The sequence below is a fragment of the Leptospira bouyouniensis genome, assembly GCF_004769525.1.
GTDB classification, from domain to species: Bacteria; Spirochaetota; Leptospiria; order Leptospirales; family Leptospiraceae; genus Leptospira_A; species Leptospira_A bouyouniensis.
The window spans coordinates 328,351-350,317 of sequence record NZ_RQFT01000007.1 but is presented as its reverse complement, the minus strand read 5'-3'; the positions used below and the strand labels follow the sequence as shown (position 1 = coordinate 350,317).

At 37.4% G+C, this 21,967-nt stretch carries 21 protein-coding genes; 8 read left to right on the top strand and 13 right to left on the bottom strand.

Going from position 1 to position 21,967, the window contains the following annotated elements:
• Positions 1–19: 19 nt before the first annotated feature.
• From EHQ43_RS07720 to EHQ43_RS07710, 3 genes are read left to right on the top strand one after another with little or no spacing between them, the layout of a single operon-like run.
• Positions 20–898 (top strand): ferritin-like domain-containing protein, encoded by an 879-nt coding sequence (locus EHQ43_RS07720; RefSeq protein WP_135770617.1) that lies wholly within the window; start codon positions 20–22, stop codon positions 896–898.
• Positions 899–918: 20 nt separating this feature from the next.
• A complete protein-coding gene (locus tag EHQ43_RS07715; RefSeq protein WP_135770615.1) occupies positions 919–1,320 on the top strand; it encodes a hypothetical protein in 402 nt (133 codons plus the stop codon).
• Positions 1,321–1,352: 32 nt separating this feature from the next.
• Positions 1,353–2,621 (top strand): porin, encoded by a 1,269-nt coding sequence (locus EHQ43_RS07710; protein WP_135770613.1) that lies wholly within the window; start codon positions 1,353–1,355, stop codon positions 2,619–2,621.
• A 107-nt stretch (positions 2,622–2,728) separates the two neighbouring features.
• On the opposite strand, the gene EHQ43_RS07705 is transcribed toward EHQ43_RS07710, so the two are convergent.
• From EHQ43_RS07705 to ppk1, 8 genes are all read right to left on the bottom strand, one after another.
• Entirely contained in the window at positions 2,729–6,040 is a 3,312-nt protein-coding gene (locus EHQ43_RS07705) for an efflux RND transporter permease subunit (RefSeq protein ID WP_135754478.1), read from the bottom strand.
• Complete coding sequence (locus tag EHQ43_RS07700) at positions 6,033–6,782, bottom strand: hypothetical protein (RefSeq protein ID WP_135770611.1); 750 nt, start codon at positions 6,780–6,782, stop codon at positions 6,033–6,035. Before EHQ43_RS07700 ends, EHQ43_RS07705 begins: the two co-directional genes overlap by 8 nt.
• 1 nt (position 6,783) lies before the next feature.
• Positions 6,784–7,791, bottom strand: coding sequence for an efflux RND transporter periplasmic adaptor subunit (locus EHQ43_RS07695; protein ID WP_135770609.1), 1,008 nt, complete (start codon positions 7,789–7,791; stop codon positions 6,784–6,786).
• A 1-nt stretch (position 7,792) separates the two neighbouring features.
• Positions 7,793–9,211, bottom strand: coding sequence for a TolC family protein (locus tag EHQ43_RS07690; protein WP_135741008.1), 1,419 nt, complete (start codon positions 9,209–9,211; stop codon positions 7,793–7,795).
• A 103-nt stretch (positions 9,212–9,314) separates the two neighbouring features.
• Positions 9,315–9,701: a hypothetical protein gene (locus tag EHQ43_RS07685; protein ID WP_135770607.1), complete on the bottom strand. Its 387-nt coding sequence runs from the start codon at positions 9,699–9,701 to the stop codon at positions 9,315–9,317.
• 260 nt (positions 9,702–9,961) lie between these two features.
• Entirely contained in the window at positions 9,962–10,291 is a 330-nt protein-coding gene (locus EHQ43_RS07680) for a hypothetical protein (RefSeq protein ID WP_244242699.1), read from the bottom strand.
• A gap of 103 nt (positions 10,292–10,394) precedes the next feature.
• Complete coding sequence (locus EHQ43_RS07675) at positions 10,395–11,825, bottom strand: FAD-binding oxidoreductase (protein ID WP_135770603.1); 1,431 nt, start codon at positions 11,823–11,825, stop codon at positions 10,395–10,397.
• A 10-nt stretch (positions 11,826–11,835) separates the two neighbouring features.
• The gene (gene ppk1 / locus EHQ43_RS07670) at positions 11,836–13,980 is read right to left on the bottom strand and encodes a polyphosphate kinase 1 (RefSeq protein WP_135741012.1); all 2,145 of its coding nucleotides are present in this window, start codon (positions 13,978–13,980) and stop codon (positions 11,836–11,838) included.
• Between the two features lie 25 nt (positions 13,981–14,005).
• On the opposite strand from ppk1, the gene fliD reads away from it, so the two are divergent.
• Entirely contained in the window at positions 14,006–15,928 is a 1,923-nt protein-coding gene (fliD, locus tag EHQ43_RS07665; RefSeq protein WP_135770601.1) for a flagellar filament capping protein FliD, read from the top strand.
• Positions 15,925–16,887: a hypothetical protein gene (locus tag EHQ43_RS07660; protein WP_135754481.1), complete on the top strand. Its 963-nt coding sequence runs from the start codon at positions 15,925–15,927 to the stop codon at positions 16,885–16,887. The genes fliD and EHQ43_RS07660 overlap by 4 nt, the downstream gene beginning before the upstream one ends.
• Here EHQ43_RS07660 and EHQ43_RS07655 read toward each other — a convergent pair.
• Entirely contained in the window at positions 16,884–17,174 is a 291-nt protein-coding gene (locus tag EHQ43_RS07655) for a hypothetical protein (protein WP_244242697.1), read from the bottom strand. The genes EHQ43_RS07660 and EHQ43_RS07655 overlap by 4 nt on opposite strands.
• 19 nt (positions 17,175–17,193) lie before the next feature.
• Between EHQ43_RS07655 and EHQ43_RS07650 the strand changes: the two genes are divergently transcribed.
• A complete protein-coding gene (locus EHQ43_RS07650; protein ID WP_135770599.1) occupies positions 17,194–18,057 on the top strand; it encodes an HAD family hydrolase in 864 nt (287 codons plus the stop codon).
• Here the strand turns inward: EHQ43_RS07650 and EHQ43_RS07645 are convergent.
• Positions 18,031–18,882, bottom strand: coding sequence for a class I SAM-dependent methyltransferase (locus EHQ43_RS07645; protein WP_135770597.1), 852 nt, complete (start codon positions 18,880–18,882; stop codon positions 18,031–18,033). The genes EHQ43_RS07650 and EHQ43_RS07645 overlap by 27 nt on opposite strands.
• Positions 18,883–18,991: 109 nt before the next feature.
• On the opposite strand from EHQ43_RS07645, the gene dapF reads away from it, so the two are divergent.
• Positions 18,992–19,834, top strand: coding sequence for a diaminopimelate epimerase (gene dapF, locus EHQ43_RS07640; protein WP_135754484.1), 843 nt, complete (start codon positions 18,992–18,994; stop codon positions 19,832–19,834).
• A gap of 36 nt (positions 19,835–19,870) precedes the next feature.
• Here dapF and EHQ43_RS07635 read toward each other — a convergent pair whose 3' ends face one another.
• Positions 19,871–20,593: a lysophospholipid acyltransferase family protein gene (locus tag EHQ43_RS07635; protein WP_135770595.1), complete on the bottom strand. Its 723-nt coding sequence runs from the start codon at positions 20,591–20,593 to the stop codon at positions 19,871–19,873.
• A gap of 1 nt (position 20,594) precedes the next feature.
• Positions 20,595–20,885, bottom strand: a complete 291-nt coding sequence (locus EHQ43_RS07630; protein WP_135742400.1) for a hypothetical protein — start codon at positions 20,883–20,885, stop codon at positions 20,595–20,597.
• A gap of 264 nt (positions 20,886–21,149) precedes the next feature.
• On the opposite strand from EHQ43_RS07630, the gene EHQ43_RS07620 reads away from it, so the two are divergent.
• The gene (locus EHQ43_RS07620) at positions 21,150–21,632 is read left to right on the top strand and encodes a DUF4468 domain-containing protein (protein ID WP_208730970.1); all 483 of its coding nucleotides are present in this window, start codon (positions 21,150–21,152) and stop codon (positions 21,630–21,632) included.
• A 10-nt stretch (positions 21,633–21,642) separates the two neighbouring features.
• Here the strand turns inward: EHQ43_RS07620 and EHQ43_RS07615 are convergent, their stop codons facing one another.
• Complete coding sequence (locus tag EHQ43_RS07615) at positions 21,643–21,957, bottom strand: hypothetical protein (RefSeq protein WP_135770593.1); 315 nt, start codon at positions 21,955–21,957, stop codon at positions 21,643–21,645.
• Positions 21,958–21,967 lie beyond the last annotated feature (10 nt).

Here is a 21,967-nt window from a genome sequence, read left to right as displayed (position 1 = left end):
TTCGAAATACATTAAACTAATGAAAATCGCCGATTACGCAAAACATTTGTTACTTGCTCCGAATCTGGAAGATAAATTAGTACCTCCACCAAAACATTGGGAAGAAGATGGTGAAACAAAATCCCTTCGAATTGAAAAACCAGGAAGGAGTTTACACCTTCAATTTTCTGATAAAAAAGTAAAAATTCCGAGGCTTGAACATTTAAATTCTGAATCCAATCGTGGACTCACACTCCATCACTTTGCCAATCATGAATTAATGGCAATTGAACTTTTTGCATGGGCCCTCTTAGCTTTTCCAGATGCTCCAAAATCCATTCGGAATGGTTGGATCAAAACCATCGAAGAAGAACAAGTTCATTTTAGGATGTATTTGAATCGAATGAACGATTTTGGAGTACAATTTGGAGATATACCACTCAATTATATTTTTTGGAAACAATTGGGTCAGTTTCAAACCTTAGAGTCATTTTCAGCAGTTATGTCATTATCATTTGAAGGAGCAAATTTAGATTATTCACAAGTTTATGCAAAAGTTTTTTCCTTTTTTAATGACCATATCACTTCTGATATCATGGTTTATATTTTTGAAGATGAAATTAAACATGTGAAAAGGGGAGTTCGCGCTTTTGAGAAATCAATTCCAAATGAAAAAAATTCATGGGAACATTATCTTTCACTGATTCATTTTCCTTTCACGCCCAGAAGGGCGAAGGGATATTTATTTTTTCCAGAAACTAGATATTTAGCAGGTTTGGATGCAAACTTTGTGAAACAATTAGCCGATTATGAGGACGAATACACTGGCCGTGTGAATTTGGAATCGGTCAAAAAATTTGGTTTAGGATCAGAATTAATGCGTAAAAACAGACTTGATTCCCATTCGATCCAACCATAGGATTTTGAAAGAAGGTAGATATGAAAGTAAAGATACTTTTGAGTTTAGGTTTGTTATTTGTTTCTTTCGGGTTTGTACTAAACGCTGAAAAAAAATCAAAGTCTGTCACAGAAATGAATCTTCATGATTTTATGGAAGATTATACAAAACCTGCGACCAAGTTGTATGACAAAAAAGATAACGCTGATTATCTCAACAAGATTCTTGAAAAAGTTCCTGATATGGCACCAGAAGACCAAAAGGCAGAATGGAAGGAAATCATCGATGCCAAGCTTGCAGTCGGAAAACCAGATGAAACTTGCAAATCGTGTCATACCAAATTCAAGAAAGAGTACAAAAAGAACTATCGTAAAAAACTAATTAAAGTTCCAGAAGAATTGTTAGGGTTTCCAAAGGAAATCAAAGAATTACTGAAAAAATAAATCTAACTCCGCTCATTTTTGGGCGGATTTTTATGAGATATCTAACTCATGTCTATTTATTAGTTTTGATTTTTTCTGTTTCTTTTTTTGGAACAGAAAATTTAGGAGCAGAATCTTCAACAAATACTAACCAACAAATAGAAGATAAAGATTCCAATCAGAAAAAAAACAATCTCTCAACTAATACCAATGAGGTGAGAGATTTAAATTTAGTTTTACCAAATAGTTTAAAGTTTGGTGCTTTCGTTGACACATATTATTCTCATAATGGGAATCACCCCAATTCTAAAGAAAGACAATATACTACACAAGCTGTTCGAAATGATGAATTTAATATAAATTTAGGATTTGTTGATGCGAAATGGCAAGAAGAAAAAATACGAGGGCGTTTAGCTTTTCAGTTTGGAACATCTGTGAATACTAATTATGCAGGTGAGATCAGTCGCGATGTTAGTTCTAATCAAAATTCAGTAAAACACATCCAGGAAGCATATGTTGGTTTGAAGTTAACCAAGAACACTTGGTTAGATGCTGGTATTTATTTTGGGCACATTGGGCATGAGTCTTGGATCTCTTCAGATAATTGGAATTATACGAGAGCTATGGCTCTTGACTACGTACCTTATTATTCGTCTGGAGTCAGAATCACAACAAAATTCACAGAAAAATTTCAATTTCAGTTTCATGTCATGAATGGTTGGCAAAATATCACTGATCAAAATAAAGATAAATCGCTCGGGACTCAGTTTAAATATTTCCTTTTTCCCAATTTTACTATTACGGCGAATCAATTTGTTGGAAATGAAGCACCTGATTTTGAAAGGAAACAAACTCGATTATATAACAATACAATTTTGGAATGGAAAGCATTAGATTGGTTATCCTTTGCTCTTTCTGGCGATGTGGGAGCACAAAAAACAAACGAATCTTTATCATATGAACCTTGGTGGAAGGAAATTAATCCTAGATTGCCAATCTATATTAGTCGGGAATCAAAAGTATTTAACCAATGGTATCATGGAACTTTTTGGGTGAGTTTTCGTTATGAAGATCTTTTTCGTTTGAGTTTTAGACTCGAACGATTTTATGATCCAAAACAAGTATTAGTACAAACTTATACTCGGAATGGTTTTCTAACAAACGGTTATACGGTAACATTCGATTTACTCCAATGGTCACCTGGTCTTTTACGATTTGAAGCGATCCAGAGGGAGTCGATGGATTCTGTATTTGAAACAGATCAAAATAAACGGACAAGAGTGGAGCGATTGTTTGTTGTGGCAGCTACGGTTCGAATCTAAATTTGTTGAGTCAAAATGGAATTCCAAAAAAACCTCTGGATTATCTCCAGAGGGAATTATACACTCGATTTTCTTATTTTCAAATCTAATGATACAGAGAAATATCCTTAGTTCTTTTTCCTTTTTTTAACAGGTTTTTTCTTCTTTTTGGAAGTTGGTTCATCATTATCTTCCTCTTCTTCAAGAGGTTCTTCGCTCAATTCATTGACAAAATCAAGGAAAGGAATGTGTTTTTTATGACTCATTTCCTCTAATTCTTTCGCGCTTGGTTTTCTTTCACCCACTACAACTAAGTAAAGAGAAGGTAAAATAGTTAATACTAGGCACATCGCAGAAAACAATCCTCCAACAATAACAGTTGCTAGTGGTCGTTGAACGTCAGATCCAACACCTGTTCCTAAAGTAGCTGGAATTAAGCCAAGTAACGCTAGTAACATAGTCATAAGCATTGGTCGTAATTGGATTACTGCTGCTTTTTTGACAGCTGCTTTTGTTGATATATCTGGTTCTTCAATGAGTAAATGATTGGTTCTAGAGACAAAGAGTACTCCAGCCATAGTTGCAATTCCAAAAAGTGAAATAAACCCAACACCACCTGATACGTTAAAGTAATATCCACGGAGAAGTAACGCATAAATACCACCAAGCAAAGAGAGTGGAATACATGCAAGTGCAACATAAACATACTTTAGGTTTCGGTACAACATATACAATACACCAAAGATGATCAGAACGGTGATTGGAATAACAATTGCTAGTTTTTTACCAACCCGTGATAGGTTTTCGTATTGTCCTCCAAAACGAATTTCATATCCATCTGGAAGTTTGATTTTCTTCTTCACTCGTTTTTGGAGTTCAGAAACAAATCCTCCCTGATCACGACCACGGATATTCGTTCGCACTGTAACTACCCGTCTCCCTTCTTGTCTAAAAATCATAGTAGGCCCATCAATTACCTCGATGTCAGCTAACTGAGATAATGGGATCCTTTCTCCTTTTGGGGAGATAATCGGCATATTTTCAATCGCCTGTTTGGATGCACGATAATCCTTCGAAAATCGAACCACAATTCCAAATCTCGCTGGAGTTTTTGGCGGAATATCAGAAGGACCTTCATACAATGTACTAATCCTTTGCATTCCAATGGCAGCTTCGATCATTTGTTGGATATCGATCACATTGATACCAAAACGTGCAGCAGCTTCACGGTTGATGCTAATCGTAAGCTGAGGACTTTCTGCTTCCTGTTCGATCCCAAATTCGCTGGCACCCTTCATCTCTTTGATTTCTTTTAGAACCTCATTGCCAATGCCACGCATGATTTTGAGATCGTTACCTGATACAAAGACAGCAAGGTCAGCAATGGTTCCCATAATTGCTTCGGACAAATTGTCCATAATTGGTTGAGAAAAACTAATACGGGCACCTGGTAACGTTGCTTCCAAATCATTTTTCATCCGCAGTAGCAGTTCTTGTTTGGTGATTTTTTCCTTCCACTTACTATAATCTTTAAGGCCAATTAGAACTTCTAATCGGTTCGGTGGAAGTGGATCCGTTCCATCATCATTTCTTCCTAATTGAGAAATAACGACGCTTACTTGTTCATTTTTGTATACAGTCTGCCGAATCTTTGGCATAAACTTTCTAGCTTCAGGCAATGAAATTCCTACAGGAAAAAAGATACGAATGTTAAATCCACCTTCATCCATTTCTGGGAGAAATTCAGTTCCTAAAGAAAACATTCCAATGGCTAGAAAGATTGTCACAACACTAAAGGTATACCTTACTGCTTTTTTTGACCTGTCGACGATGAACTCAATCAGTCGTTTGTATCTGACTTCAATCCAATCATAAAATGGATTGTGCCATTCAATTGGTCCTGGATTTGCCGATTCAAAGTAATGTTTGTAAATGATCGACATGATGACAGGGATCACTGCCATTGCAAAAATAAGTGCACCTAATATGGCAAAGGAGATTGTAAATGCCATTGGTTTGAACAATCGACCTTCAATCCTTTCGAATGAAAAAATTGGTAAGTATGCTAAGATGATGATAAGAATTGAGAACAAAATTTCTGTTCCCACCTCAGATGCAGCATCTCTTGTGAACGCGAGAATTCCGTGTGCTTTTTCTTCTGGAGTTGCATCCCGGTATCGTCTCATGATATTTTCAACCATAATGACTGCACCATCAACAATGATACCAAAGTCTATCGCTCCTAGCGACAGTAAACTCGCCGGTATCCCTGTCATGTTCATGAGTAAAAAGGCAAATAACATGGCAAAAGGGATGGTTGCAACGACGACAAGTGATGCTCTAACACTTCCAATAAAAAAGATTAAAACTAAACTTACAACAACGACACCTTCCACCAAAGTTTTCCCGATGGTTCTTAAGGTATAATTGACTAGATCTGTACGATCATATGTATTTCGTAGTTGAACACCTTTTGGAAGATAGTTTTCGTTGATTTCTTTTACTTTCTCACGAATTCTTTCTCCCATCTCATTTGGATCACCCCATCGTCTCATCGCCACCAAACCTTGGACAGATGAGTCGACATCAATTAATCCTTCTTCATCGTTTTGGACCGTATACCCCAAAACCCCACTTGGAATCGGATGTGAAATTTCAACGGAACCTAAGTCGCGAATGAAAACTGGAACTCCATTCACTGTTTTTACTACAATATTTTCGATGTGTTTTGGATCTCTGATGGCACCAAGTGATCGAATCGGAAATCCTTGTTCCCCTTGTAAGAGTAAATTTCCACCAGTATTTAAATTGTTCTCTTGAATTGCTTTAATGACATCACCAATCGTTAATTTGTAACGAATGAGTTTATCTGGTGAAGTCACAACGTGGTATTGTTTTGGAAGACCACCAAAGGTAACAACATCAGCAATCCCTGGAATCTGTAACATCTTTGGCATCACAATCCAATCTTGAATGGTTCGTAATTCCATAGGGGTATGATTTTCTGATGATTCCAATACATATCGATAAATCTCGCCAACTGGTGAACTCATCGGGCCAAGTGCAGGATGAACGTCTTCGGGTATATCAGCATCTGCTACACGTTCCATCAGTCGCATACGTGCAAAATAGTCATCTGTTCCGTCTTCAAAAACAAATTGAAATACAACTAATCCATTGATGGTTCTCGATCTTCTAACGGCAACTTTTGGAATCGCATTTAATACGCGTTCAATGGGAAGTGTGACTCTTTCTTCAACTTCTACTGCCGCCTTTCCAGGGAATTTGGCAATAAGCCGAACTTGTGTATCGGCAATGTCTGAATATGCTTCTTTACGAATGTCAATCCATGCCCATATTCCGAATAATACGGCAACGATAGCGGCAATGATTGTTGTAATTCTGTTTTTAAGAGCGGTTTCGATAAAATCTTTAATCATGATATTTCCTCGTATTGAAGAGGTAACCCATTTGGAGTAATAATTGTGGGTTTCTATAATCTCCTTGTCCAACTCCACCACCTAACTGGAGAAAGAAGTTGCCAAGTAGAAAGTCGTAAGTAAGTCCAATATATCTTTGAGTTAAATGAACCTTTTGTCTTTCTCTACTTTCGTATTCTAAATAAGTAGCGACATTAGAATCGATCGAGTTGATGTACGAACGTATCAATAGGTCTTCTTGGCTTGGATCTCTGCGATTATATCCAGGAATGTTTAAACCTGTTGGATAAGAAGATTGCCCTCCGCGGCCCACTTCAGGAGCAAACGGATTCACTTCAAAATAACCACCAACGACTGAAATGCTATGAGAAATGACCGGAGTTTTCCAAAAGGTATAACCTAAGTCGATTTGGCCACCTTTCCATTGTGGTCCCCAAACTCCACCTGATCCACGTAATACGATATCCTTCCAGTAATACCCTAAATTAAAATTGATACTGGCAGGGGAACCTATACTTGCTCCATATACCCAAAAATTTGTAGATTTGGGTAATCGTTTTTCGTCTAAGCTATTTTGGTTTAAAGTCTCATTATCACCAAACGCAGATTCTGTGGATTTACTTGGTGACCAGTCAGGTTTAATCTCGTTACCATTCTTATCCTTAGGATAAGGAGAGGTTTGTGAATATAAACTGGTTCCTAGCAAAGAAATGACTATAATGCTAAAGATTAAATTTTTCATTTTAAAAACCAAAACTTAATCCTTTTAACAAGATCGATCCTTGGATTGCCACTTTCTCACCAGGAGTGAGACCTTCGATAATGTTTACTCTTTCTTTTGTTGAGATTCCAAGTACGACTTCTCGCCTTTTGAAAGTTAAAGGTTTTTCTTCCACGAATACATAATTTTTCCCTTCAACAGTGACAATCGCTGTATAAGGTAAAACGACACTATCTCCTCCAGTCTGTTCTGGAAATTTCACAACACCAAACATACCTGGTTTTAAACGATATTTATCATTCACAACAATGATTCTCATTTTTGCTGTTCTAGTGAGAGGGTCGACGTTATCACCAATTGCTTCTGCAGTTCCAATAAATTCTTCATCGGGGAAGGAAGCAAAAACTACCTTTACTTTTTTTCCTTTCTTTAAAGTTGAAATTTGTGATTCAGGAACGTCTGTGATAATCCATGCCTTTAAACTTCCTGCTGTACTGAGTTCACTTGGGTTTAAACCTTGTGCTCGAAGTTTACCTTCAAATTCAGCAAGTTCTGCCGCATCATTACCGGAATCTGTTTCTGATTCCACCAAATCTTTTTCGGTAGCAACACGATGAACGAACATATCTTTGATACGACTTAAGTTTTTATTTGATCGATGTAGTTTGTTTTTTGCGTGAATATAACCTACATATAGATCGTTTAATTCTGCAGATTCAAAGAGTATGATCCTTGAACCATTGCTGACGGATGGCGAAGTCGATGCGATGAGTCTTGCTGGAGCTTCTAAGCTTACAAATTCTCCCCCGCCACCAATCACTGTGGATTTTACAATTTCAAGTCCTGGGCTATTTGGTTTGAATACGATCCTTAACCCATCATCGAATACTTCTGCTTTTTCAGGATGTTTGTGAGCTGGTTTTGCACTTTTTGAAAATACCAAAAACAAAACAGCCACTACGATCAACACAACTCCAGAGAGAAGGAGGATTTTTGCTTTTTGGTTTAATGATTTTAAGGTAATTAACATTTTATTCCTCAGTTTTTGGATACGTTTGATTTTCAGATTTGGGGATAAAGATTCCTTTTCCCACTGCATAGTTCACATTTTCGATTGCTTCCATTCGATCCGTTTGAAGCTTTAACATCTCCACAACACTCGAACGATAAGTCTCAAAGAAGTCGGCAAACTCTAAGATTGTGATGTATTTCTTTTCATAACTCATAATCATATCTAAAGATAAACTTCCGTAATCTTTGATATAGGCATCAATGAATCGTTTGTACAATGCGTCTTTGATACGAGCGGATTGGTAGGCAACAGCTACTTCATTTTCAACTTCCAAAATATTGTTTTTTAGTTCTTGTTTGCGGACTAAAATTGCTTTTTCAGCTGCTTGTATATTCCCTTGGTTTCTATCAAAGAGTGGAACGGTTAATTGTGCTGTAACACCCCAATAATTTTGAAATGCAGTACCACCTCGGTTGTATACAGGTCCAAATGATAAATCAGGGATTGCATTTGCATATTGAAGCTCTAGATTTGCTTCTTCATATCGTAATGTTTGTAATGCTTTTTTTAAATCCGGCCTGTTTTCTCGTGCGATTTCAACTAAATCCTCGAGTTTTACATTATTTGGTACAATGGAATCTAATTGTTTTTCATTGATTTTTGGAACAAATTCAACACGTGCATCACGATATGCATCATCGTTTAATAAAATTTTTAATTCCGCTTCTTTTTCATAAACTTTAATCGCAAGATCCTCCCTTTCTTTTTTGAGAAAGAAAAGTAATGCTTTAAGACGAAGGTGTTCTGCTTGTAATAATGCTCTTCGCTTATAAGCAAGCTCAGATGAATCGACAGTTTTTTCAATGGATGCAATACTTTGGTCATAAAAGACCACTGCTTTTTTATAAAAATAAATTGTATAAAAAGTTCTTCTTAGTTTTGTGATAAGGGCTCGAGTTAAGTCATAAAATTCTTGTTCAGAGATTTTTGCGTTCAGTTCGGCAACTTTCACTCGTTTATCAATTTTACCTCCCAATAAAAAAACTTGTTGGACTTGTACTACTGATTGGCCAGAGCGAGTGGTATCAAAATACCTTTGGGTAGGTTCAGCAAAAATACTTTGGTCAATTGCAATGTTTGGGTTCGCATATAAACCTGCTTGTAAGATTCCTGCTTTTTTAACATCAATTTGAAATCGAGATGCAATCAGAAGTAAATTATTCTTCCATAACAAGGATTCTGCGGTTTCAAGATCAATCTCTCTTGCATACTTTTGATCTTCTGGATACAAACTGGACCCGAGAGATGTCCTTGGATTTTCATCCGTTAATTGTCTCCTAAGAGCTTCACTTGCTTGTGCTACTTTTGTTTCTTCAGATAGGATCGAAGTCACAAAAAGAAGCGATAGGTAGATACCCATTTTGTAATAAACGTTCATAAGTTACCAATTTTTAAAAATTTCTAGAGTGCAACGAATATGGGTATACTATTGCAAGGTTAGGCGAAGGTATACTTCCGGATTCGTAAATGCCGAAAAAGGTTTAAACGAAAGAGAAAGGAGGGGGAATGTTGAGTAAAAGAGAAGATAGAAGGTTGGGAAGATAGATCCCGATAGAAAGTAAATCGATATACGATACAATTAGATCTTCAGATAAATCATGACTTTTATAATCATTGAAGAAATCTAGAAAATCAGCTCTAGAACGACCGAGTGTTGCATTTTCATCGATAGATGTGATCTGAGGGACATCAATTGTCGTATCCTCAGTTATCTCATTAACTTCTAAAGATTTTCCATATGACTTTTTGATCTGTTGGAGATTGGCTTCAAAGTATTCAGAAACTGCATCTGATGTACAATCAAATGGGAAACCTACAGTTGCTACAAGTAGTAGTGCAATGAGTTTGTTCGACCAGTTTCCCGTCATATTGTCCACAAATCCTTATCAAAGTCTGTACTCAATCTTAAAATCACGATAAATTCTTCGTATGTACCAATAAAATCAGCGAATTGTACAGTTCCTAGGAATTGAGACGAAGCAGTTGCTAAAAAAAAGACTGCCCAGAGAGAGAAAACACTCTGGTACAGTCTGGAAAGTTTTGGCAAATGAGAAACAATTCTATTGGAAATAAATATAAAAACACCCTGTGCCCCTAACGGGACACAGGTTAAAGCGGTAGAGAGGAGTTATACGGGTGGAGGTAGATTTAAATATTGGTGGGAAAGGAGAAACGAATTCCATTGAGTGGAATTTTTACAGTTAGAAGTGAGGGAAGATACCCAAACCCCTGTTAATCCTTTGCCGTCCCATGTGACGATGTCTTCTAAATCTTTTGTGCCAGTCCCTTCTTCCGAAGCGGAATTCTGAGAAGAAAGCAAATGGGAACCAGAAAGTTGTGATTTGCCCGACACTCGGCTGGATTTTGCCCCGCGAGTGCGAATGAGAACATTTTCTTCCGAAAGGAAAGCACTGCCCAGAGAGAATGTGAGGAGTGTGACCCCTGCGATTTTAAACATTTTCCTGAACATAGTTATAGTTTAGACGATCTCTGATTAAAATCTAGCATTTTTTTGGCCAATGCTTACAGATTAAGCAGATCGACCAAAAAAAATAACAAAATTAATGCTGAGTCTCGGAGGAGAGCACTTTGCCTGGGTTCAAAATCCCTTTTGGGTCAAATGCCAATTTGATCGCCCGCATCGTATCAAGTTCGCTCGTTGAACGAGAAAATCCCAAGTAGTCTTTTTTTAGTAACCCAATTCCATGTTCAGCAGAAATGGACCCTTTGAATTTTTGGATGAGTTGGAACATTTCAGGGTCTACTTGTTTGCATTGTGCGAAAAAATCTGCATCTGTTAGGTCCTTGGGTTTCACAATGTTCAAGTGAAGATTTCCATCGCCAATATGACCAAATAGAGCAATGGAAAATCCTTGGTATTTTTTCGTAAGGAGCGCTGTCATCTCACCTAAAAATGCCTCCATGTTTCGGAGTGGTAGTGAGATATCATTTTTATGCACTGTATAGGCAAGAGATAGAGATTCGGAAATCCCTTCTCTGTATTTCCAGAAGGTTTCGTTTTGTCTTGAGTTTTGTGCAATGGATCCATCTGTGATCAATTCTTTTTCGGTGATGGATTCTAATATAGAATATAGTTTTTCTTCGTCAGAATCTCCACTCACTTCAAATTCCATTAGCACATAATATTTGCTAGGTGTTGAAAATGGATCTGGAACACCTAAATGTTCTTTCACTTTATCCAAACAATAATCTGTTAAAAATTCAAAGGCAAGTAATGGTAAATCAAAGTTATGTGTTTCACGAAAGATTTCTAATATGTTTTTGTATTCGGGGACTGCTAAAAATATTACCCTAATATCTTTTGGTGGTTTTGTGAGTTTTACTACTGCTTCTGTGATGATCCCTAGAGTTCCTTCTGAACCTATAAATAAATGTTTTAAATCATAACCAGTATTGTTTTTTAATATTTCACCATTAAATCGAAACACCTCTCCTTTACCGTTCACAACTGTCAGACCAAGAACCCAGTCTCGAATGAGTCCATAACGAACCACTCGGACTCCTCCCGCATTGGTAGCAATATTTCCACCGATATGACTTGATCCAGTTGCTGCAAAATCAACAGGGAAATAAAAACCTCTTTCTTCTGCTTCTTTGTGTAAGTTTTTTGTGATCATACCAGCTTGGATGTGTAAGGTGCCAAGGAAAGGATCAAAATCTAAAACTTGGTTCATTTTGTTTAATGAAATTACAATTTCATCATTTTTAGCAACAGCGCCTCCAGCATAACCAGTCCTTCCTCCAGAAGGAACTATAGAAATTCCATTTTTATAGGCATATGTTACAATGGATGCCACATCTTCAGTATTTTCAGGGAATACTAAAATTTGGTAATTGGGAGCGTAAACTTTTGTTCTATCAGTACCATAAGAATCGAATAAAGCATCATCCATGGTTCCATCTTTCTTTTGGATGACTTTTTTTTCTCCGATGAGTTGACCTAGTTCTGTTTTTGTTTTTGTAAAATCCATTTTTTATCCTTTAGATATCAACCATATCAATTTGTGAATTCACAGCAGGATCATCATCACCTGGCGTGAGTCTTGTGTAGGTTCCGTCTGATTCCAATATGCGAGCTTGTGTATTGTCGCGAAGCAGTAGTTCCAATATTTTTGCGATTCGTTTTTTATGTTTATCTTGTAAGATAGGAAACATAACTTCAATTCGACGAAGGAAGTTCCTCGGCATACAGTCAGCAGAAGCGAGAAATACTTCTGGTTTTCCGCCATTTTCGAAGCTATAAATTCTAGAATGTTCTAAGTACCTACCAACTATCGAACGAACATTGATTCGATCCGAAACACCTGGAATTCCAGGGCGCAAACAACATATTCCTCGAATGATTAAGTCAATTTTAACTCCCGCTTGGGAGGCTTCATAAAGTTTTAAGATGACGTCAGGGTCAACGAGTGAGTTCATTTTAAAAATCACTCGTGCTTGTTTTCCTGATTTTGCATTATCTGTTTCTCTTTGGATGAGCCTTAAAAACTCTTCTTTTAGGAATGTAGGAGCTGCATAAATTTTGGATAATCTAGGCATTTTTCCTGAACTTGTAATTGTATTGAAGAGTATCGCAACATCTTCTGTGATTTCTGGGTTTGCTGTAAACAAACTGATATCAGTGTAAAATCTTGCTGTTGTTGAGTTGTAATTTCCTGTCCCAAGATGTACGTAACGATTGAGTTTGTCATCTTCTCGTCTGACAATCAGTAACATTTTACAATGGATTTTGAGACCCACCACTCCATACACTACGTGTACTCCGCTATCTTCTAATTTTTTCGCCCAGCGGATGTTCCTTTCTTCATCAAATCTTGCTTTGAGTTCCACAAGAACCGTAACTTGTTTTCCATTCTCGGCCGCTTCACCTAAGTATTGTATGATGGGTGAATCACCTGAAGTTCGATACAAAGTCATTTTAATCGCAAGGACTTTTGGGTCTTGGCTTGCAATCTTTAACATATCTTCTATGGATTTAAAACTTTCGTATGGATGATGGAGCAGGTGATCGTTTTTTCGTATTTCAGAAAATATGGACTCACTTTTTTTTGCTGCAAATCCAGACTTTGGAACTGGATAAGAATATTTTAGGTGGCTTGTTTTTTCTAAACTTTGAAAAAACATCATATCGTTTAAGCTGAGTAAGGTGGGAATCTCCATTACCTGATATTCTTCCAATTCCAACAAGTCTCTCAATAGTTCTTTAATGTGGCCAGCACCTGCATGAACATCTAAACGAACTGCATCTCCCCACATTCTGTTTTTTAATTCATTTTTCATCGTGGTGAGAAGATCGCCGATATTTTGTTCTTCGTTGATCGAGATATCTGCATCCCTAACAATTTTGAACGTATGAATTTGTTTTACATTCATTCCATAGAACAAATCACCTAAGTGTAGTTTAATGATTTCTTCGAGTGGAAAGTATCTTCTTTTGTCGCTCTCTTTGTTTGGAGGTAATTGCAAAAATCTTGGTAATACACTTGGCACTTGTACGATTGCAAATAATTCCTTTACTTTACTTTTATCATCATCTGAATATAAAGTGATTCCTAAATTGAGTGTACGATTTAAAATATGTGGAAAAGGATGTGAAGGATCAATTGCAAGTGGAGTGAGTATCGATGATACTTCACGTTTGTAATAATTTTTCACAAACTGAATGTCTTCACCTGCAAGTTCACTAGGGTCTTGCACCACTACAATTTTGTTCTCTTTTAGCTCGATTAAGATCTCATCCAATGATTCATATTGTTTTTTCACAAATTGATTCACTTTAGAATAAAGTTCAGCAATGGTTTCAGAGGTTCGTTTGCCATTTAGGCTTTTTTCTTCGATCCCAGCATTTTTTAAGTTGAGAAGTCCCGCTACTCGCACCATAAAAAACTCATCCAAATTGGACTCGGTGATGCATAAAAATTTAAGGCGTTCGAGGAGTGGATTTTCTTTATCAAAGGATTCTTCGAGTACACGGTAATTGAAGTCGACCCAGGAAAGTTCGCGGTCGAAGAAGATATTTTGGTTCCCCAGTTCTATTTTTTCTGTAGGGCTAGCAGTCATAATTCTAGGATTTGGGAAGGAAAAAATTCTGTAAATTCCTAATCCTTTTGTAGAATTCGACGACATTAGATTCAGAGGGATTTAGGACGATATGCCAGCATACACAATGCCGGGTCTTATGACCGGGCAAAACACAAACGATATCGTTAAAAAACTGGTCGAATTGGAACGTCGGCCGATCAAACGTTGGGAAACTGAAAATGAATATGCCAAAATGCAGATTCAGATTTGGGGAGAGGTAAAAAATCTCTCAACCAACTTACAAACCAAAACTAGGGCCCTTGTTTCCTTTACCGCTCCCTTTGCCACAAAATCGGTATCTTCTTCCGTCGAAGGAGTGATCACAGGGGAAGCATCTCGAGCTGCCAAATCAGGAAACAAATCATTAGAAATCATTCAAATGGCAAGTAAACACCAGTTATCTGGTGTAGAAATTGATACCGACATTCGTTTGCCAGAAGGAAGTTTTACTGTTTATTCTGGAAAGTCCAAAGAGACGGTCACTTTTCCTGGAGGGGGGCTTTCTGAATTATCGAGTGCCATCAAAAATATGGCAGGAAATATTCTAGAATCATCCATCATCAAAATTGACAAAGATTCTTCTATTATTACTTTAACATCCGTTAAAACAGGGAAAAAAAACGAACTCCAATTTTCAGATCCAAATGGAATTTTAAAACTCGCAGGCCTTGTAGGCGAAAACAAAACTTCACAGGAAGATACAAAACAATTACTTTCGATTGATGGAACCAAAGCAAAAGCTTGGGAACCAACTAAATTCAAAAAATCAGAATTAGAAACTGAAAAGGTCACACAAACTGAAGAAGGAATCTTTTTAAAACCAGATACAGCCTTCACACTCCCCATTGCTGTTACAGAAATCAAAGAAAGAGCTTATTTTGAAGTGGAAGTCGTTGGTGAAGCACCTGCGGTAATGGAACTTGGAATGAGTTTTGAAAAAGAAGGAAGTGTTCGAAATAAATTCCTTCCGATCACAAAAACAGAATCCAAATATATATTCCAGGCTGGTGACTTTGCCAGTGATAAAAATCTTACAGGGATCATTGTTTCCAATGCGGCAACCACTCCGATCCAGATCAAATCAGTAACATTAATTACACCACAAGCTCCGGGAACTGCAGAACCTTTAAAGATATTACAAGAAGCAAAAGATCTCAAAATCAAAATTGATGGTGTTGAAATCACTCGTGACACAAATGAAGGGATTGCCGACGTAATGGAAGGTATCTCATTTAATGTTCATAAGGTGACAGAAGAGCCAGTTACTTTAAAAATCCATGTGGACCATGCAAAAGGTTCCGCATTAATCAAAGAATGGGTAGATGCTTATAACGAACTCATGAAGTTTTCAAAAGAAGTCACTTCTGTTGAAAAAAATGGAAAAATTTCTGATAAAAAAGAAAGTGATGATTCCAAAGCTGCTGACATCTCAAGGGATTTTTGGGATAACAAATCGAAATCGGGACTTTTGGCCGGTGAAAATGCGATCCTAAGGCTTATTGCTTCCTTAAAAACTACCGCCAATTCCTATTACCCTGCTACAAAGGAAAATGGATTTCGGGTACTCACAGACATTGGAATTTCGACTGGAGCGGTTGGTTCGAATTGGGAAAAAATCCAAGATGGATTATTACAAATAGACCAGGAAAAACTCATCGCCGTTTTATCAGAAAATCCAGATGGAGTCCGAGATCTTTTTGCTTCGGATCCGAATAATGATGCTAAGATGGAAGAAGGTGTTGGAATTCGGTTATTAGAAATTCTTAGACCGTATAACCAATACGCATCAGGGATAGTCACAAGTAAGGTAAAACTTTTAGAAGAAAGTGTTGCTGGTAACAATAAAAAAATCAAAGAACATGAGTCACATCTCATCAGTTTTGAAGCAAAACTAAAACAACGATTTCTCTACATGGAACAAGGTGTCGGGAAAAACAAATCAGTTGGAAACTACTTACAGAATAATATGTTTAGAGGAAACGGTGGGGAATGATGAATATATTTATCAATGAACAACAATTAGATACTAAATTAGATGGCGAAACAAACCTCGGCGAAGTGTTCGATCAAATTCAAAAATGGATCGAATCCAACGGAAAGTACTTACGACATTTTACTGTAAATGGAAAGGAACTTAACAGGTCAGAACTCGACCATGTTGGAATCGATGAAACAGAAAGATTGGATTTATTTGTTGGAGAGGAACTGGATGTCATCGAAGATAGTTTAGTAGAAGTTGACAACTATGTAGACAAAGTTGGTTCTACTCTTGTTGGCCGTGATTCTTTGACTGAAAAAGAAGCAGAAGATTTGAAAGAGGGAATCCCTTGGATCATTTCTATGATTCGCACCACAACAAAACTCTTAAACCTCAACTTAAATCTCATACAACCAATGGGAAAGGGAAAAAACGTAGAAGAGATACTTGATTCTTTGCAAAACGGATCCTTAGTTTTGGATTCTACAAAAACAATCGAAACTTTTTTAGAAGATCTTCGCGATGTAAAATTGTTTTTAATGGATTTGAGTACAAGGCTTGCCGTGATGCGGCTAGATGAATCTGAACTAATAGAAATTATTTCACGTTTCGTGAACGAAAAGGATAAAGTGATCAAAGACTTTATGCTTGTGAACGAAAATTTTCAATCAGGTAAGGATCACTTGGCATCAGAGATTTTGAATGATGCGGTAGGTCGTTTAACGGGCCTTATGTCAGCTCTTGTTTCTATTCAAACTCGTCACTCAGAACTAAATTGGCAAGAATTGTCTTTTGAGGACAAAAAACTATCTGAGTTAATCGGGCAGTTAAATGGAACACTATCTAACATTGCTTCCGCGATGGAAAAAAATGACATTGTATATGCAGGGGATATTTTGGAATACGAGTTACCAGAGTTACTTGAGTCACTTGTTCCATTTTTGTCTCTTGTATTGGAAAAAGTAACCGTTTAAAGATTTTCCTTTTTGGGGATTTGGTTGGAAAGCCAATTCCCCAATCCAAATAAAACTCCCACAATCAAAACCACACTCCCCCAAATTGTATTGAGATTCCATCCAAGTGATTTGGTATACATTGAGTCTCCGTTAGTTACCAATCCATACCCCAAGAGGATGGAACCTAAAATGAGAAACAAAGCGGATAAAATGGAAGCCAAAGAAATCATAACAAAAATCCTATCAACATTTTGTATGATGACAAGCCATAAATCACAACCAAACCATTGACAGAATGGAATCACTTCGTTTTAACTTTCAGATATGCCGTTATTTTTAGATTTAGATAATACAATTTTACCCTCCAAAGGAGCATACGATTATGCGATCAAACACTGTGCCTTGGATTGGGAAGAACGAGGGTTAGGTGAAAATTTTCTTGTTTTATATGATTTGGCAAGAAAACAAGTCAAATCCCAATTGAAACACCATAGTTCCAATCGATTGCGATTATTGTGTTTTAAACTGGTATGGGAGATGTTACGAGCGAACGAGAGTGGCCAAAATTCTCAAACCATGCCCAATTCTTTAGGAAATCCACAAGACTTGATGACTCGTCCTGGTTTCCAAACTAAGGACATTAAAGAGATTTTTTGGTTGGAAGAACGGTATTTTTTTCATTTTCTCTATTATTACTCAGTAGAAAAAAATAAGGATGAATACCATAAAATATTATTCCCTAAGTTAGTATCCCTTTCACATGAGTTTCCAATTTTTCTCACGACAAATGAAACCCTTCGCACCCAACTATTGAAAGTCCAAGGATTTTTACCGGATCAATTTAGATTTACACTGATCACTTCAGAAGAAGTTGGATTTGAAAAACCTTCGAAGGAATTTTTCCAGTATGTAATTATGAAAACGAATGTAGATCCAAAAGATTGTATTTTACTCGGTGACAATTGGGAAGATGATATTTTAGGTGCAAGTTCCCATGGTATTTCTTGCATCCACATCCCTTCTATGTGGGGCGAAGGAGAATCGGTAAATGAGCTCATTGTACCGGAAGAGATGACTGGTGGAAGTCGTCGTAGTGACAAACCTCCTCTAAAGAATATTTGGCGGGCTTCCAATATCGTTTCTGGACTAGACTACGCTAAGTTATGGCTTTTTCAATGTCAAAAATAAAGTGTTGTTCCAATTGATCGTTTTGAAACTGAGAGTAAACACGAGTTTGGTGAAATAATAATAAGCTAACTTTATATACACTGCGAGTTTACTTTTGCTACCTGATACTGATAAAATAGGCATAAGAACTTTGTATTCTGGATTCGTAAATCCACATTGTTTCCCGAGTTCTGCTAGGGTTGCCATTTTGTAATTGTTCACATGGTCTTTGGCTTCTAAATAATGAACACCTTCCTTCATTCCTTTTAACTTCACCTTTAGATTGGCTTTTGCTAATTGGATTGGAAAGTTTGGTGTTTGCAAAAATAATACACCACCTGGTTTCAAAAGGCTATGTAAGTATGTAAGAAGGGAATGTGGTTTCGGGATGTGTTCGATAACATCCCAAAGGGTGATGGTATCAAAACTTTCTTTTGGTAATTTTGAATCTTGTACAAGACCAGCATACACCGTTTTCATCCCATTTTGTTCATTGGCAAATTTTACTGCTTGTTTGGAAATCTCATACCCAACGGCAGTCCAACCTGGTTTGTTTTGGAGGACTGCTTTCACAAAAAAACCAAGTCCACACCCAACATCCAAAAGATTCCCTTTGGGTTCTTTTAAATAGGTTTTGATAAAATCGGAATACACTGCCCTGTGTGCGTTGTCCCACCATTCCAAGTCATATGTTTGTTCTGCGCCGTCCCAGTATCCTTCGTAGTGTTCTTCTTGTTCATATGAGGAATAAACATGGCCACAATTTTGGCATTCCAATATGGGAATTCCATTTTCATTAAAAACAGTTTTGGACTCAGTTGATTGGCAAAGGATACAAGATTTCATGTTTGATACTGTCAGTCTAATTGATGGGAACAAGGGTCAAACTAAAAATCCTTGATACGGCTTGCCAAGAGCATGGGCAAAAAAATCATAGAGTGAAAGAGAGGGACCGATGAAAATCAACTTCACCAAAATGGAAGGAATTGGAAACGACTACGTGTACATTGATGCAACGAAAAACGATATCCGACTCACTCCAGAACAAATCCAAAAACTATCCGACCGCAATTTTGGAATCGGTGGAGATGGTGTGATTTTCATACGCAATTCAAAATCTGGTGAATTCCAAATGGATATGTACAACTCTGATGGAAGTTCTTCCGAAATGTGTGGGAATGGAGTTCGTTGTGTTGGAAAATTTGTTTATGACCATGGTCTTACCAAAAACCAAAAACCTACCATCGAAACGGGAAAAGGAGTTCTCACTCTAGATCTTAAAACTGATACAAATGGCAAAGTGGAAATGGTAACAGTCGATATGGGTGAACCTATCCTCAAACCATCTCTTGTGCCTATCGTATGGCCTGGGCAAGACCCAGTCATCAACCAAGAGATCGAAGTCCAAGGAAAAAAATATCATTTTACTGCTGTTAGTATGGGCAATCCACATTGTGTGATTTACGTAGATGATGCAGATGATTTCCCAGTGAGAGAAATTGGTCCCATCATTGAAAACCACCCATTATTTCCAAGACGAGTGAATGTCGAATTTGTATCCATCAAAGGCAAAGACCATCTCTACCAAAGGACATGGGAAAGAGGGACAGGTGAAACATTAGCTTGTGGTACTGGGGCATGTGCCGTGACAGTCGCTTCCATTTTGAATGGCAAAACCGGACGATCCGTACGGATCGATTTACGCGGAGGAACACTCCACATTGAATGGAAAGAAAATGGCTCAGTGATGATGACAGGACCTGCCAAAGAAGTTTTTTCTGGAGAAGTGGAGATCTAGGTAAAAGTCAAACGACTGAATTTCAGCAAAGTTCGTTTACTTTTTTAGATAATCTACTTTTTGTAATTCACCCATTCGCCGTTTCGTTTCATCAGAAACGGCCACCATACCTTTGTCAAGCGGTAGGTGAGCATAATTTTCATATTTGATCACTTCACCAAACACCACATTGATTTTTTTATACACCACTCGACGTTTGATATCACACACTTCTTTGGGCATTCCCATAAAGGCGCGCACAAGTGGTGGGATTGGGTAATCTGTGATGGTTTCTTCTTCTGGGATGATGACAGAAGGTAAGATGTCTACTTTGTTTCGTAAACTAAAGGCAGCAAATCCAGTATGGAAATTGGCAAGAGGTGCAGAGAAATCATTTTTCACCATATAATCATGCCCTTCTGGAAATATTCCAAGCACATCCCCATTTTTAAAGACTTGTTGTACTTTTTTGATACTAGCCATTGAAATATTTCCATCAATTGCCATAGGAATGGTTCCAGTTTTTTCCACTAAGTCTTTGAAGAGAGGGATCCTTGTTGTGTATTCTGCTGCTATCCAAGAGATGAATCTGGGAAATAGAGAACCAATCACAAAAGGATCCATATCACTTCGATGGTTACAAGTAAGGATGAGTTTGCCAGTCGGTACGATGTTATGGTAACCGTAGACAGTTGTGTTCACAGCCAAATTAAAAAACGGAGTCACAAACTTTTTGATGTTCTCAACGTTTTTTTTGACTTGGTCTACGGTATTTTCCATTTCAATCTCCTAAGATTTTTTGCCACCAAGTTTTGGTGTCATTTCCAGTGTTTGGTTTTCTCGGTTCCGAATTCGAGTTTTCTCCACTCATGTCTCTTGCATCACCAGAAGGAGCATTGGACATCCGTCTCTTCCCAACGTGAGGGCTTGGAACGGTGCGTTTGATCTCCTCCAATTCTTTTTGAGCAGAAGCACTGGACTTAATAAAGGCGCGGATTTCATCCCATTGGGGATCAAAATCATTTCCATACATGGCATAATTCATAAGATCAATACGATCAAAATCGGGCATGTTCAAGATTGAAAGTGATGCCCGAACAAATTCAATCCAATTTTTATTTGGGCACTCTAGAATGAGGGGAGCCAATTCCGAAAATAATAAAGTGAGAGATAGAATCGAGTCCAAGAGACATAAGATCAAAAAAACAAACCAGAACACATCCCCATTGCCAAAAAACGTAATTCCATTTCCGGTCCAGCCGAATAAGGAGAAAATTTTCCATTTATGTGAAGATTTGTTTTGCGAACCGAACGAGGGAAAGGAAGCTTAGAGAAGATGCAGAAACGAGTATTGCTATTATTATTCTTTTTCCTGTTATTCCAAAACTCCATGTGTTTGAAACTTTGGATTGTTTCTTCAAAAATGCGAACCACAGAAGATGCCAGAGACCATAAAACGTACCAAAAAACCAGAAGTTATCTCAAAGCAAAACAATGGTTGGAATACAAACTAGACCCGGAACTTTCGAAGATCGAATTTGAGAACCAAGAAACAGGGGAACTCAGAGGGATCGGCCTCATCAAATGTTACGTTCCCTATGGAATTGGAGAAGTTGACGCCAATGAACATGAATTTGAATACATAGTAAAGGTGCGGGATGGCCATGCAGAGATGCAAATTAACAAAATCTTTTCATTTATCCGCGATCCAAATGATATCATTTTAAATTACGGCCCAAAAAATGAGAAAGTTGCGAAAGTGACGATCAGGTCTTGTTTTCGGCCACTCCTCGACGATTTTTTCGAGTTTATCAAATAACCGTTTTTGGTTAGTAACCGAGTGGATTGCCGACCGTACTTCCGGTGGAACCATACGTATTGGTTCCCGTAGGTGAGTCTGTCAGTCCATAGTAGTTTAGGTTTTGTGAGTTTCCATTTTGGATAGATGAATTTGTCGAAGAGGATTGAGAAGAATTTGATGATGAGTTTACATTGGAAGATCCATCATCTTTAAGTAGATCTAAAATATCTTGTGAGTTTACCAACTTGATCTCGTTACATGAAGTAGACAAGATACACAAAATGAGTAAAACAAAAACAAATCTCATAATCACCATTTTGACTTGATTTAAAAATGGATTCAACCCTTTATTC

What these genes read in the sequence shown, in the direction of transcription:
- EHQ43_RS07720 (WP_135770617.1), top strand. Translation starts at nt 20, where the DNA reads ATGAAAATCGCCGATTACGCAAAACATTTGTTACTTGCTCCGAATCTG.
- EHQ43_RS07715 (WP_135770615.1), top strand. Translation starts at nt 919, where the DNA reads ATGAAAGTAAAGATACTTTTGAGTTTAGGTTTGTTATTTGTTTCTTTC.
- EHQ43_RS07710 (WP_135770613.1), top strand. Translation starts at nt 1,353, where the DNA reads ATGAGATATCTAACTCATGTCTATTTATTAGTTTTGATTTTTTCTGTT.
- EHQ43_RS07705 (WP_135754478.1), bottom strand. Translation starts at nt 6,040, where the DNA reads ATGATTAAAGATTTTATCGAAACCGCTCTTAAAAACAGAATTACAACA.
- EHQ43_RS07700 (WP_135770611.1), bottom strand. Translation starts at nt 6,782, where the DNA reads ATGAAAAATTTAATCTTTAGCATTATAGTCATTTCTTTGCTAGGAACC.
- EHQ43_RS07695 (WP_135770609.1), bottom strand. Translation starts at nt 7,791, where the DNA reads ATGTTAATTACCTTAAAATCATTAAACCAAAAAGCAAAAATCCTCCTT.
- EHQ43_RS07690 (WP_135741008.1), bottom strand. Translation starts at nt 9,211, where the DNA reads ATGAACGTTTATTACAAAATGGGTATCTACCTATCGCTTCTTTTTGTG.
- EHQ43_RS07685 (WP_135770607.1), bottom strand. Translation starts at nt 9,701, where the DNA reads ATGACGGGAAACTGGTCGAACAAACTCATTGCACTACTACTTGTAGCA.
- EHQ43_RS07680 (WP_244242699.1), bottom strand. Translation starts at nt 10,291, where the DNA reads ATGTTTAAAATCGCAGGGGTCACACTCCTCACATTCTCTCTGGGCAGT.
- EHQ43_RS07675 (WP_135770603.1), bottom strand. Translation starts at nt 11,825, where the DNA reads ATGGATTTTACAAAAACAAAAACAGAACTAGGTCAACTCATCGGAGAA.
- ppk1 (WP_135741012.1), bottom strand. Translation starts at nt 13,980, where the DNA reads ATGTCGTCGAATTCTACAAAAGGATTAGGAATTTACAGAATTTTTTCC.
- fliD (WP_135770601.1), top strand. Translation starts at nt 14,006, where the DNA reads ATGCCAGCATACACAATGCCGGGTCTTATGACCGGGCAAAACACAAAC.
- EHQ43_RS07660 (WP_135754481.1), top strand. Translation starts at nt 15,925, where the DNA reads ATGATGAATATATTTATCAATGAACAACAATTAGATACTAAATTAGAT.
- EHQ43_RS07650 (WP_135770599.1), top strand. Translation starts at nt 17,194, where the DNA reads ATGCCGTTATTTTTAGATTTAGATAATACAATTTTACCCTCCAAAGGA.
- EHQ43_RS07645 (WP_135770597.1), bottom strand. Translation starts at nt 18,882, where the DNA reads ATGAAATCTTGTATCCTTTGCCAATCAACTGAGTCCAAAACTGTTTTT.
- dapF (WP_135754484.1), top strand. Translation starts at nt 18,992, where the DNA reads ATGAAAATCAACTTCACCAAAATGGAAGGAATTGGAAACGACTACGTG.
- EHQ43_RS07635 (WP_135770595.1), bottom strand. Translation starts at nt 20,593, where the DNA reads ATGGAAAATACCGTAGACCAAGTCAAAAAAAACGTTGAGAACATCAAA.
- EHQ43_RS07630 (WP_135742400.1), bottom strand. Translation starts at nt 20,885, where the DNA reads ATGCCCGATTTTGATCGTATTGATCTTATGAATTATGCCATGTATGGA.
- EHQ43_RS07620 (WP_208730970.1), top strand. Translation starts at nt 21,150, where the DNA reads ATGCAGAAACGAGTATTGCTATTATTATTCTTTTTCCTGTTATTCCAA.